The following is a 12314-nucleotide window of genomic DNA, read 5'->3' on the forward strand; positions in this document are numbered from 1 at the left end:
AGTTCGGCCGGGGGCATCCAATGGCGACTTTCAACCGCATCTTCACGACGGAACGGCTTCTCCAGATCATCGTCGTGCTCGGCGCCACGCTGATCATGAAGCTGATGAGCTGAGCGCCAAAGCGTTTTCGAGCGAAGTGGACGCCGGTTCGCGTCAAGAAAACGCGTCAAAACAAGAATCTAAAGCTATCTCCCGCGCAGCTCCGGCACGTCGGGCAAATAGTTCGCGCCTTCCGATCCCAAAAAGTCGAACATCGCCTGCGCTGGCGGCAGCAGAATCTTGTCGCTGCGCCGGATCACGTACCATTGCCGTACGATCGGCAGGCCGGCGACGTCGAGGATGATGAGACGTCCTTCGGCAAGCTCATGCGCGACCGTATGCGCCGAGATGAAGGCGATGCCGAGACCGGCGATGACCGCCTGCTTGATGGTCTCGTTACTGCTCATCTCCATGCCGATGATCGGCTCGAGATCGGAGCGCTGGAACATGCCCTCCATCAGGGTGCGCGTGCCCGAGCCGGGCTCGCGGGTCAGGAACGTCTCGTGCACGAGATCGGTGAGGTTCAGTCCCCGATCCTTGGCGAGCCAGTGTCCCCTGCGGGCCACGATGATGTGCGGATTGCGCCCCAACTGGCGGACGTCGACGGTGACGTCGGCCGGTGGCCGACCCATCACTGCGAAGTCGAGGTCGTAGCCGTGCATGGCCTCGCGGATCTCCTCGCGGTTACCGATGGTCAGCTTGATCTCGATCTTCGGATAGCGCTTCGAGAATTCGGCGATGGCGTGCGGCACGAAGTATTTTGCGGTCGAGACCGCGCCGAGATGCACCGTGCCGCCGGTGCGGCCCGCCAAGAGATCCAGCGCACCCTGGCAATCCGCGATCGCCGCCTCGACCCGATCGGCCAGCGCCAGCACCTCGCGCCCGGCGGCCGTGAGCAACATGCCGTCGCCGGTCCGCTGCACCAGCGGCAATCCCGCCAGATCCTGCAATTGGCGGAGCTGCTGCGTCACCGCCGGCTGGGTCAGGCCAAGCTGGGTGGAGGCGGCGGTCACGCTGCCTTTGGCCGACAATGCCGCGAGCGAGCGGAGCTGCCGGATCGTGAGATGCCGGAGCTGCGTCGCCGGATGAGCATTATAAGTAAAATCTTTGTCAGCCATCATGAATAGAAATTTTCCTTATTAAGCCGGCTCTGTCAATTTCTTCCTGCTGGGACCGATCGCCAGCCCCGCAAAGGCGGGGACGTCAGAGGCGGCGGCTAGCCAAGGGGACGGACGCAGATGACCGGGCAACTCAGGCTGGACGACTATCTTCAGCGGTACTCTGAAACCGCGCCGCATGCGCTCGCCGTTGCTGCCGCGGTCGATGCCATCGCGTCAGCCGCCATCGAGATCGCCGACCTCACCGGCACCGGCCAGTTCGCAGACGCATCCGGCCTGACCACCGGGCGCAACAGCGACGGCGATTTGCAGCGCGACCTCGATGTCCAGGCCGACGCCATCATCCGCCGCTGTCTGCTCCGCCAGCCGATCGCCGCGCTCGCCTCGGAAGAAATGCGCGAGCCGCAGATCGTCGACCGCCAGGCAAAAATCTGCGTCGCGATCGATCCGCTCGACGGCTCCTCCAACATCGACATCAACATGACCGTGGGCACGATCTTCTCGATCCTGCCGGCGCCTGACGATCTCGGCCTCGCGTTCCACCAGCGCGGCACGGCGCAACTCGCGGCCGGCTTTGTCACCTACGGCCCGCAGACCTCGCTGGTGCTGACGCTCGGCGACGGCGTCGACATCTTCACCTATGACCGCGCGGCCAAATGCTTCCGCCTCGCGCGCCGCGGCGTGCAGATTCCGGAGACGAGCGAGGAGTTCGCGATCAACGTCTCGAACCGCCGGCACTGGGATCCGCCGGTGCGCGCCTTCATCGACGAATGCCTCGCCGGCATCGACGGCCCGGCCAACCGCAATTTCAATATGCGCTGGATCGGCTCGCTGGTCGCCGAGGCCTATCGCATCCTTACCCGCGGCGGCGTGTTCCTCTATCCGTCCGACGCGCGGCCCGGCTATGGCGACGGCCGCCTGCGCCTGACTTACGAGGCGCATCCCATCGCCTTCATCATGGAGCAGGCGGGGGGCGCGGCCTCTACCGGGCGCGAGCGCATCCTCGATCTCGCCGCGCACAATCTGCATCAGCGCGTGCCTCTGGTCATGGGATCAAGCCATGAGGTGCGGCGCGTCGAGGAGCTGCATTGCGATCCGCTTCTGATCGCCAGCGTGTCCGCGCCGCTGTTCGCGCGCCGCGGCTTCTTCCGTCTGTGAGAGGTGCATCATGTCCCGCAAGCATCCGATCATCTCCATCACCGGCTCCTCCGGCGCAGGCACCACCTCGGTCAAGAAGACCTTTGAGCAGATATTCTTCCGCGAGAAGGTCAACGCCGTCTACATCGAGGGCGATGCGTTCCACCGCTACGACCGCGCCGAGATGCGCGTGCGGATGGCGCAGGAGGCCGAGCGCGGCAACAAGCATTTTAGCCATTTCAGCCCGGACACGAATTTGTTCGAGGAACTCGAGCGTGCCTTCCGCGACTATGGCGAAACCGGCACCGCGACGACGCGGCACTACGTCCACGACGCCGAGGAGTCCGCGCTGCATGGCGCGGCGCCCGGCACCTTCACCGAGTGGAAGCAGCTCCCGGAGAATTCCGACCTCTTGTTCTACGAGGGTCTGCACGGCGCGGTCGTCACTGATCGCGTCAACGTCGCGCGCTATGCGGATTTGAAGATCGGCGTCGTTCCCGTCATCAATCTCGAATGGATCCAGAAGCTGCACCGCGATCGCAACGCGCGCGGCTATTCGACCGAAGCCGTCACCGACACCATTTTGCGTCGGATGCCCGACTACATCCACTACATCTGCCCGCAATTCACCGACACCGACATCAACTTCCAGCGCGTACCGACGGTGGATACGTCCAATCCCTTCATCGCACGCTGGATCCCGACGCCTGACGAATCGATGGTCGTGATCCGCTTCAAGAATCCGCGCGGCATCGATTTTCCCTACCTGCTCTCGATGCTGCCGCAAAGCTGGATGTCGCGCGCGAACTCCATCGTCTGCCCGGGCGCGAAGCTCGACCTGGCGATGCAGCTCATCCTGACGCCGCTGATCATGCAGCTCATCGAACGCAAGCGAAGCCTGAAGTGAATAACGGGAGGATCTGATGAACATCTCGGTCCACGCCGAAGCCGACACCATTGCCGTCAGCCATCGCGATCTCGCCAATGCCGTCCGCTTCGTTGCGGTCGACGCCATCGAGAAATCGCAGTCCGGGCATCCCGGCCTGCCCATGGGCATGGCCGATGTCGCAACCGTCTTGTTCTCCCGCTTCCTGAAATTCGACTCCGCGCATCCGTACTGGCCGGACCGCGACCGCTTCGTGCTGTCCGCTGGCCACGGCTCGATGCTGCTTTATGCGTTGCTCTATCTCACCGGCGGCGACGTCAGCCTCGACGACATCAAGGCCTTCCGGCAGTGGGGATCGAAGACGCCGGGGCATCCCGAATATGGCCACACGCCGGGTGTCGAAACCACGACGGGTCCGCTGGGGCAGGGGATTGCGACCGCGGTCGGCATGGCGCTCGCCGAGCGCATGTCGAATGCGAAGCACGGCGACGGCCTCGTCGACCACTTCACCTATGTGATCGCGGGCGACGGCTGCCTGATGGAAGGCATCAGCCAGGAGGCGATCTCGCTCGCCGGCCATCTGCAACTGTCCCGCCTGATCGTGCTGTTCGACGACAACGGCATCTCCATCGACGGCGCGACGTCGCTGTCGACCTCGGACGACCACCTCGCGCGCTTCGCCGCCTCGGGCTGGTCGGTGCGCCGCGTGGATGGGCACGACCCCGAGGCGGTCGCCCAAGCGATTTCCGAGGAGCGCGCGACCGGAAAACCGTCGCTGATCGCCTGCCGCACCATCATCGGCTATGGCGCGCCGGATCGTCAGGGCACCGAGAAGGCGCATGGCGCGCCGCTCGGCACCGAGCAGACCGCGGCGGCGCGACGGGCCCTGGAATGGGACTATCAACCCTTCGTCGTTCCGATGCCGGTCATGAAGGCTTGGCGGATGATCGGGCAGCGTGGGCAGGTCGATCGTCTTGCCTGGCTCGATCGCTATGAGGATGCGACGCCGGCACAGCGCGACCAGTTCATCGAGGGCAAGGCGATGGCCCTCCCTGATACCTATGCCCAGGCCTCGGCCAAATTACGCGAGCGCTTTGCGACCGAGCGCCCGAAACTTGCGACGCGGCAGGCCTCACAGCAGGTGCTCGACGGCATCGCGGCCACCATTCCCGGCTTTGTCGGCGGCTCCGCGGACCTGACGCATTCGAACCTGACGCATGCGAAGAGCCAGCAGGGCATCCAGCGCGGCACGTTCGCCGGCGACTACATCCACTATGGCATTCGCGAGCATGGCATGGCGGCCGCGATGAACGGCCTAGCGCTCCATGGCGGCTTCATTCCCTATGGCGGCACGTTCCTCGCGTTCTCCGATTACAGCCGGCCGGCGATACGCCTGGCGGCGCTGATGAAGCTCCGTGTCATCCATGTCATGACCCACGACTCCATCGGCCTCGGCGAGGACGGACCGACGCACCAGCCGGTCGAGCATCTCGCCGCGCTCCGCGTCATCCCGAACCTCCTGGTGTTCCGCCCCGCCGACGCGGTGGAGACGCTGGAAGCTTGGGACTGCGCGCTGGAATCGACGACCCGTCCCTCGGTGCTGTGCCTGTCGCGCCAGGCGTTGCCGACCTTCCGGAGCGATGCACGCGGCCGCAATCGCACGGCACAAGGCGCCTATCTCGTCGTCACCCCCGATGGCGTCCGCGACGTGACGTTGATCGCAACCGGCTCCGAGGTGTCGCTCGCGATCGAGGCCGCACGCCTGCTCGCGACCGAGCATATCCGTGCGGCCGTGGTCTCGGCGCCATGCTTCGCTCTGTTCGAGGAGCAGCCTGAGAATTATCGCACCAACGTGCTCGGCACGGCACCGCGCGTCGGCATCGAGGCCGCGGTTCAAGGCGACTGGGCGCGCTGGATCGGCGCGGACGGCGAATTCGTCGGCATGCGCGGCTTTGGCGCGTCGGCGCCGGCGCCGGTGCTCTATCGCGAATTCGGCATCACGCCCCAGAGCATTGCGGAGGCGGCGCGGCGCGCGGTCGCACGCACCGGCAAGGCACAATAGGAGACCCCAATGGCACGTATCACCCTTCGGCAGTTGCTCGACCATGCGGCCCACCATGGCTACGCCGTGCCGGCGTTCAACATCAACAACATGGAGCAGGGCATCGCGATCATGCAGGCGGCGGCCGAGGTCGACGCGCCTGTCATCATTCAGGCCTCGCGCGGCGCGCGCAGCTATGCCGGCGATCTCATGCTCTCGCACATGATCGACGCGCTGGAGCGGACCTATCCGGAGATCCCGCTCTGCATGCATCAGGATCACGGCAATGACGAGGCGACTTGCGCCAGTGCCATCGCCCACGGCTTCACGTCGGTCATGATGGACGGTTCGCTCAAGGCCGACGCCAAGACCGCGGCCGACTACGACTACAACGTCGCCATCACTCGCCGTGTCGTGGATCTCGCCCATTGGGTAGGCGCCTCAGTCGAAGGCGAACTCGGCGTGCTCGGCTCGCTCGAACATGGCGGCGGCGAGCAGGAGGATGGCCACGGTGTCGAGGGCAAGGTGAGCCACGACCAGTTGCTGACCGATCCCGACCAGGCCGTGGAGTTTGTCCGCGCCACCAAGGTCGATGCGCTGGCGATCGCGATGGGCACGTCGCACGGCGCCTACAAGTTCAGCCGCAAGCCGGATGGCGACATCCTGGCGATGCGGGTGGTCGAGGAGATCCATCGGCGGCTGCCGAACACGCATCTTGTCATGCACGGCTCGTCCTCGGTGCCGCAGTCACTCCAGGACATGTTCAACCAGTTCGGCGGCGAGATGCCGCAGACCTGGGGGGTGCCAGTCGAGGAGATCGTCCGCGGCATCAAGAGCGGCGTGCGCAAGGTCAATATCGACACCGATTGCCGGCTGGCGATGACCGCGGTGTTCCGAAAAGTGGCAGCGCAAACGCGCAGCGAGTTCGACCCGCGAAAGTTCCTCAAGCCCGCGATGGATGCGATGCGCGAACTCTGTCGCGAACGGTTCGAGCAGTTCGGCACCGCCGGTCATGCGAGCAAAATCAAGGTCGTTCCCTTGAGCGAGATGGCGCGGCGCTACCGCACCGGTGAGCTCGACCCGCGCATCGATATCAGCGAGCCGGTCGCGGCCTGACGATTCAGAGAGCAGAGAAGGACAGGAGAGAGCCATGAACGCACATGCAGGCACAGTCCGCGGCAAGGAGCGCTATCGCTCGGGCGTGATGGAATACAAGCGCATGGGCTATTGGGAGCCGGACTACGTTCCGAAGGACACCGACGTCATCGCGCTGTTCCGCGTGACACCGCAGGAGGGCGTCGATCCGATCGAGGCGTCGGCCGCGGTTGCCGGCGAGTCCTCGACCGCGACCTGGACGGTGGTGTGGACCGATCGCCTCACCGCCGCGGAAAAGTACCGCGCAAAGTGCTATCGCGTCGATCCGGTACCGGGGACGCCGGGCTCGTACTTTGCCTATATCGCCTACGACCTCGACCTGTTCGAGCCGGGTTCGATCGCGAATCTGTCGGCCTCGATCATCGGAAACGTCTTCGGCTTCAAGCCGCTGAAAGCGCTGCGGCTGGAGGACATGCGCCTGCCGGTCGCTTACGTGAAGACGTTCCAGGGGCCCGCGACCGGCATCGTGGTCGAGCGCGAGCGGCTCGACAAGTTCGGCCGGCCGCTGCTGGGCGCGACGGTCAAGCCGAAGCTCGGGCTTTCCGGCCGCAACTACGGCCGCGTGGTCTATGAGGCGCTGAAGGGCGGGCTCGACTTCACCAAGGACGACGAGAACATCAATTCGCAGCCCTTCATGCACTGGCGCGAACGCTTCCTCTATTGCATGGAGGCCGTCAACCGCGCGCAGGCCGCGTCCGGCGAGGTGAAGGGGACCTATCTCAACGTCACCGCGGCGACCATGGAGGACATGTACGAGCGCGCGGAGTTCGCGAAAGAGCTCGGCTCGTGCATCGTCATGATCGACCTGGTGATCGGCTACACCGCGATCCAGTCCATGGCCAAATGGGCGCGGCGCAACGACATGATCCTGCATCTGCATCGCGCCGGTCACTCGACCTACACGCGGCAGAAGAGCCACGGCGTGTCGTTCCGCGTCATCGCCAAATGGATGCGGCTCGCCGGCGTCGACCATATCCATGCCGGCACGGTGGTCGGCAAGCTCGAAGGCGATCCCAACACCACGCGCGGCTACTACGACGTCTGCCGCGAGGATTTTAACCCATTGAGGCTCGAGCATGGCCTGTTCTTCGACCAGAACTGGGCGAGCCTGAACAAGATGATGCCGGTGGCGTCAGGCGGCATCCATGCCGGCCAGATGCATCAATTGATCGACCTGCTCGGCGAGGACGTCGTGCTGCAATTCGGCGGCGGCACGATCGGCCATCCCATGGGCATCGCAGCCGGCGCGATCGCCAACCGCGTGGCGCTGGAAGCGATGATCCTCGCCCGCAACGAGGGCCGCGACTATTTGCACGAGGGCCCGGAGATCCTGGCCAAGGCCGCCCAGACCTGCACGCCACTCAAGGCCGCGCTCGAGGTCTGGAAGGACGTCACGTTCAACTACGAATCCACCGACACGCCGGACTTCGTGCCGACAGCGATGGAAACCGTTTAGGGAGTAGCAAACATGAAACTCACGCAAGGCTGCTTTTCCTTCCTGCCCGATCTGACCGACGACCAGATCTCCAGGCAGGTGCAGTACTGCCTCGCCAACGGCTGGGCCGTGAACATCGAGTTCACCGACGATCCGCATCCCCGCAACACCTATTGGGAGATGTGGGGCCTGCCGATGTTCGATCTCCAGGACGCCGCCGGCGTCATGATGGAGCTCGCCGAATGTCGCAGGGTCTATGGCGACAAATACATCCGCATCAGCGGCTTCGACTCCAGCCATGGCTGGGAGTCGGTGCGGATCTCCTTCATCGTCAACCGCCCGCCGCAGGAGGCCGAGTTCGAGCTTATCAGGCAGGAGGTCGGCAGCCGCGCGATCCGCTACACCACGGTGCGGAAGGCGTCCGCACCAACCGCGCCGTAAAGCGCAAAATCGTTCTCCGCGCGGAGCTCTCCCTGCTCCGCATCCTTGGCGGACCACTGCTTCGCCGCCTGCCTCGCGGCGAAGCCCTTTTCTTCAGGACGGCCCATGCTCGACGTTCCCCACGCGACGACGACCGAAAGCAGCTTCGACCTGCGCAAGGAGGCCGAGGCCGCCGGCATCACCGAGACGCTGCAACAGCTCGAGCAGGAGCTGATCGGGCTCAAGCCGGTGAAGAGCCGGGTGCGCCAGATCGCCTCGCTGCTGCTGATCGAGCGCATCCGTCAGCGCGCAGGCCTCGCCGCCGCGCCGCCGACGCTGCACATGTCCTTCACCGGCAATCCCGGCACCGGCAAGACAACGGTTGCCTTGCGCATGGCAAAAATCCTGCACGGGCTCGGCTTCGTGCGGCGCGGGCAGGTGATTTCGGTGACGCGCGACGACCTCGTCGGGCAATATATCGGCCACACCGCGCCGAAGACGAAGGAGATCCTCAAGAAAGCGATGGGCGGCGTGCTCTTCATCGACGAGGCCTATTATCTGCACCGCCCCGACAATGAGCGCGACTACGGCCAGGAGGCGATCGAGATCCTGTTGCAGGTCATGGAGAACCAGCGCGAGGATCTCGTCGTCATCCTCGCCGGCTATGGTGAGCGGATGACGAGCTTCTTTGCCTCCAATCCCGGCTTCCGTTCCCGCATCGCCCACCACATCGAATTCCCCGACTATTCGGAAGACGAGCTGCTGGTCATCTCGGAACTGATGCTGAAGGAGCGTGGCTATCGCTTTTCGGACCAGGCCCGCCAAGCCTTCGAGAAATACATCGCGCTGCGCCGGACCCAGCCGTTCTTCTCCAACGCGCGCTCGATCCGCAACGCGGTCGATCGCATCCGGCTGCGGCAGGCCGACCGTCTGGTGTCCGACCTCGACCGCATGCTCGCTGTCGCCGACCTCGAAACCATCGAACCCGCCGACGTGCTGGCGAGCCGCGTGTTCACCGGCGGGGCCGATGCAATGAGGGGACCAAAGCCATGACCAAGGAGATCGTGATCGCGCCGTCGATCCTGGCCGCAAACTTTGCCCGGCTCGGCGAGGAGATCGCCGCGATCGATGCCGCCGGTGCGGACTGGATCCATTGCGACGTGATGGACGGGCATTTCGTGCCGAACATCAGTTTTGGTGCCGATGTGATCAAGGCTGTCAGCCCCTTTACGTCCAAGACGTTCGACGTCCACCTGATGATCGCGCCGGTCGATCCCTATCTCGAAGCCTTTGCCAAGGCGGGCGCCGACATCATCACCGTGCATGCCGAAGCGGGGCCGCATCTTGACCGCTCGCTCCAGGCGATCCGCGCGCTCGGCAAGAAAGCCGGCGTCAGCCTGTGTCCCGCTACCCCGGAGAGTGTGCTGGATTACATACTTGACCGTCTCGATCTGATCCTCGTCATGACCGTCAATCCCGGTTTTGGCGGCCAGTCGTTCCTGGGATCGCAGATCGAAAAGATCCAGCGCATCCGCGCCATGATCGGGGACCGGCCGATCCGGCTCGAGGTCGACGGCGGCGTCACGCGGGACAACGCGGCGGTCGTTGCGGCCGCCGGCGCCGACACCCTGGTGGCGGGTTCCGCGGTCTTTCGCGGCAACGGGATTGCCGATTACGCCAACAACATCGCCGCCATCCGTGTTGCCGCAGAGGCAGGCCGGGTTCCGCGGCGGAACTATAGTGCGGCGTCCTCGCGTGCCGGCGAGGGCGAACTGGTTCGGTAAGGGAGTCTCGCGAGGGGGCATCCACTCCTTGCGATGATGGCAATATACACCTGATTTGCCCGACGGGTCAAGCGGAATTTCGTAAAATCAGCAGTCGTTCCTCCCTGCCGATTTTCTACTGTGCATGGGGTTGTTTTCAACTCTTGCCAACGGCGCGGCGGAGCCTTTCGCCCAATGATGTGCACATCGCTCCGTGGTTCTACGGAAAATGCCTTGAAAGCGCTCAGCTCTTTCAGGCCGGGGTAACCAATGCCCGCAATCCCTGCGGCAGATTAACGCGCGTGCAATGCGCGCGGCTTCAATCTGCCGCTGGAAACGCGAAGGGCGTGGGATGCCAATTCAACGACATGGCCAGGATGTGCGCGGCTCGCTCGCGACGGCGGTGTGAGCATGCATCGCCTTCTCGCCGAGCAATTGCGGCTCTCCGTCGACGACACCGGCCAGATCGATTTGGACAGGCTCGGCGAGCTCGTCAGCGCGACTTATGAGGAGAGCGATCGCAGCCACCGGCGCATGAGCGAAGAGCTCGCGCAAACGCATGATCGCGCCGAGCAGGATCTGCTGCGCACCCGCGAGTTCCTCGACAAGATCATCGAGAACATCCCGATCGCGGTGTTCGCCAAGGACGCGCGGGACTCGCGCTATATCCTGCTCAATCGCGCCGGCGAGGAATATTACGGCCTGCCGCGCGAGCAGATGCTGGGCCGCACCCCGGAGGAGATCTTTCCCGAAGACGTCGCCCGCGTCGTCAGCGAGCAGGACCGTCGCGTCGTCGATGGCGGCACGCCGATGTTCCTCGAGGATCATCTGCTCGAGGTCGGCGTCAAGGGCCATGATCGCGTGGTCAATTCACGCAAGCTTTTGATCACCGACGCCAGGGGCGCGCCGCAATATCTGGTCGGCGTGATCGAGGACGTCACCGAGCGGATCGCGAACCAGGCCCGCATCAGTCATCTTGCGCATCATGACGCGCTGACCGATCTGCCCAATCGCAGCGCCTTCAACGAGACACTGGCCGAACGGCTGGCGCGAGCACAGGATGAATGCACGAGCTTTGCCGTGCTGAGCCTCGATCTCGACCGCTTCAAGGAAGTCAACGACGTGTTCGGCCATCCCGTCGGCGACATGCTGATGCGCGCCGCGGCCGAAAGGCTCAGGGCTGAGACCGACGGCGCCTTCGTGGCCCGCATCGGCGGCGACGAGTTCATGATCCTGATGGACGACGATGTTCCGCGCGACGACGTGCTGGCGCTCGCCGAACGCCTGGTCGAGACCATCGGCAAGGAGCTCGAGATCGACGATTATCTGCTCCATGTCGGCCTGAGCGTCGGCATCGCGGTCTATCCCCACGACGGCAGCGATTCCGAGACCTTGCTCGCAAATGCCGACTCCGCGCTCTACCGCGCCAAGCGCGAGGGCAGGGGCACCGTGCGCTTCTTCGAAACCGAGATGGACCAGGAGCTGCGCGACCGCAGGCTGTTGCAGCACGATCTGCGGCAGGCGCTGGAGCAGAACCAATTGACGGTCCACTTCCAGCCGCAGGCCAAGATGGACGGCGAGATCGTCGGCTTCGAGGCGCTGCTGCGCTGGCAGCACCCGACGCGCGGCCTGGTGCCGCCCGACCAGTTCATTCCGCTCGCGGAGGAGGCCGGATCGATCATCCCGATCGGCGAGTGGGTGTTGCGCGAGGCCTGCCGGGAAGCGGCATCCTGGCCGCGACCGCTGCAGGTCGCGGTCAATCTGTCGCCGTGCCAGTTTCAGGCCGGCGACCTCCAGGGCACCATCCACCAGATCCTGCTGGAGACCGGTCTCTCTCCGGCGCGGCTCGAAGTCGAGATCACCGAGGGCGTGCTGATCGGCGACTTTGCCGGCGCGCTCAATCTGCTGCGGCGTTTGAAGGCGCTCGGTGTCCGCATCGCCATGGACGATTTCGGAACCGGCTATTCCTCGCTGTCCTATCTGCAGTCGTTTCCGTTCGACAAGATCAAGATCGACCGCAGCTTCATCTCCAATCTCGAGAGCACGCCGCAATCGACCGAGATCGTGCGTGCAGTGTTGGGTCTCGCCCATGCGCTCAACATTCCCGTGGTCGCGGAAGGCGTGGAGACCGAGGCGCAGCGGGCCTTCCTCGCTCATGAAGCCTGCGAGGAGATGCAGGGCTATCTCGTCGGCCGTCCCGATCTGATCGAGCGGTACCTGGATGTCATCGGCGTGACCGTGGAACACCGCCGCTACGGCTGAGCTGTCCCGGAAAACGAAAGAGCCGCCGGTCGATCGCCTGGCGGCTCTTTCGTTTTCC

Annotated in this window: 10 protein-coding genes; 9 read left to right on the plus strand and 1 reads right to left on the minus strand. The window is 64.6% G+C overall.

Features of this window, described 5'->3' with window-relative positions:
- Positions 1–185: 185 nt before the first annotated feature.
- Positions 186–1157, minus strand: coding sequence for a LysR family transcriptional regulator (locus tag C2U70_RS16565; RefSeq protein ID WP_140979507.1), 972 nt, complete (start codon positions 1155–1157; stop codon positions 186–188).
- 120 nt (positions 1158–1277) lie between these two features.
- On the opposite strand from C2U70_RS16565, the gene C2U70_RS16570 reads away from it, so the two are divergent.
- From C2U70_RS16570 to C2U70_RS16610, 9 genes are all read left to right on the plus strand, one after another.
- Entirely contained in the window at positions 1278–2315 is a 1038-nt protein-coding gene (locus C2U70_RS16570; RefSeq protein ID WP_140979496.1) for a class 1 fructose-bisphosphatase, read from the plus strand.
- Positions 2316–2325: 10 nt separating this feature from the next.
- On the plus strand, positions 2326–3201 hold the full coding sequence (locus C2U70_RS16575) for a phosphoribulokinase (protein WP_140979497.1): 876 nt from the start codon (positions 2326–2328) through the stop codon (positions 3199–3201).
- Positions 3202–3217: 16 nt separating this feature from the next.
- Entirely contained in the window at positions 3218–5242 is a 2025-nt protein-coding gene (gene tkt / locus C2U70_RS16580; RefSeq protein ID WP_140979498.1) for a transketolase, read from the plus strand.
- Between the two features lie 9 nt (positions 5243–5251).
- Complete coding sequence (gene fba, locus C2U70_RS16585; RefSeq protein ID WP_140979499.1) at positions 5252–6337, plus strand: class II fructose-bisphosphate aldolase; 1086 nt, start codon at positions 5252–5254, stop codon at positions 6335–6337.
- Between the two features lie 34 nt (positions 6338–6371).
- Positions 6372–7832, plus strand: a complete 1461-nt coding sequence (locus C2U70_RS16590; protein WP_140979500.1) for a form I ribulose bisphosphate carboxylase large subunit — start codon at positions 6372–6374, stop codon at positions 7830–7832.
- Positions 7833–7844: 12 nt separating this feature from the next.
- Positions 7845–8252 (plus strand): ribulose bisphosphate carboxylase small subunit, encoded by a 408-nt coding sequence (locus C2U70_RS16595; RefSeq protein ID WP_140979501.1) that lies wholly within the window; start codon positions 7845–7847, stop codon positions 8250–8252.
- 105 nt (positions 8253–8357) lie between these two features.
- Positions 8358–9284 (plus strand): CbbX protein, encoded by a 927-nt coding sequence (cbbX, locus tag C2U70_RS16600; protein WP_140979502.1) that lies wholly within the window; start codon positions 8358–8360, stop codon positions 9282–9284.
- Positions 9281–10015, plus strand: coding sequence for a ribulose-phosphate 3-epimerase (rpe, locus tag C2U70_RS16605; RefSeq protein WP_140979503.1), 735 nt, complete (start codon positions 9281–9283; stop codon positions 10013–10015). Before cbbX ends, rpe begins: the two co-directional genes overlap by 4 nt.
- A 390-nt stretch (positions 10016–10405) precedes the next feature.
- A complete protein-coding gene (locus C2U70_RS16610) occupies positions 10406–12256 on the plus strand; it encodes a putative bifunctional diguanylate cyclase/phosphodiesterase (protein WP_246666767.1) in 1851 nt (616 codons plus the stop codon).
- The last annotated feature ends 58 nt before the right edge of the window (positions 12257–12314 follow it).

This window comes from Bradyrhizobium guangdongense, from assembly GCF_006483445.1.
Lineage (GTDB): Bacteria > Pseudomonadota > Alphaproteobacteria > Rhizobiales > Xanthobacteraceae > Bradyrhizobium > Bradyrhizobium guangdongense_A.

Excerpts from the sequence above, each read along its gene's own strand:
- C2U70_RS16565 (WP_140979507.1), bottom strand. The coding sequence starts at position 1,157 with ATGGCTGACAAAGATTTTACTTATAATGCTCATCCGGCGACGCAGCTC.
- C2U70_RS16570 (WP_140979496.1), top strand. The coding sequence starts at position 1,278 with ATGACCGGGCAACTCAGGCTGGACGACTATCTTCAGCGGTACTCTGAA.
- C2U70_RS16595 (WP_140979501.1), top strand. The coding sequence starts at position 7,845 with ATGAAACTCACGCAAGGCTGCTTTTCCTTCCTGCCCGATCTGACCGAC.
- C2U70_RS16575 (WP_140979497.1), top strand. The coding sequence starts at position 2,326 with ATGTCCCGCAAGCATCCGATCATCTCCATCACCGGCTCCTCCGGCGCA.
- cbbX (WP_140979502.1), top strand. The coding sequence starts at position 8,358 with ATGCTCGACGTTCCCCACGCGACGACGACCGAAAGCAGCTTCGACCTG.
- C2U70_RS16590 (WP_140979500.1), top strand. The coding sequence starts at position 6,372 with ATGAACGCACATGCAGGCACAGTCCGCGGCAAGGAGCGCTATCGCTCG.
- C2U70_RS16610 (WP_246666767.1), top strand. The coding sequence starts at position 10,406 with ATGCATCGCCTTCTCGCCGAGCAATTGCGGCTCTCCGTCGACGACACC.
- rpe (WP_140979503.1), top strand. The coding sequence starts at position 9,281 with ATGACCAAGGAGATCGTGATCGCGCCGTCGATCCTGGCCGCAAACTTT.
- tkt (WP_140979498.1), top strand. The coding sequence starts at position 3,218 with ATGAACATCTCGGTCCACGCCGAAGCCGACACCATTGCCGTCAGCCAT.
- fba (WP_140979499.1), top strand. The coding sequence starts at position 5,252 with ATGGCACGTATCACCCTTCGGCAGTTGCTCGACCATGCGGCCCACCAT.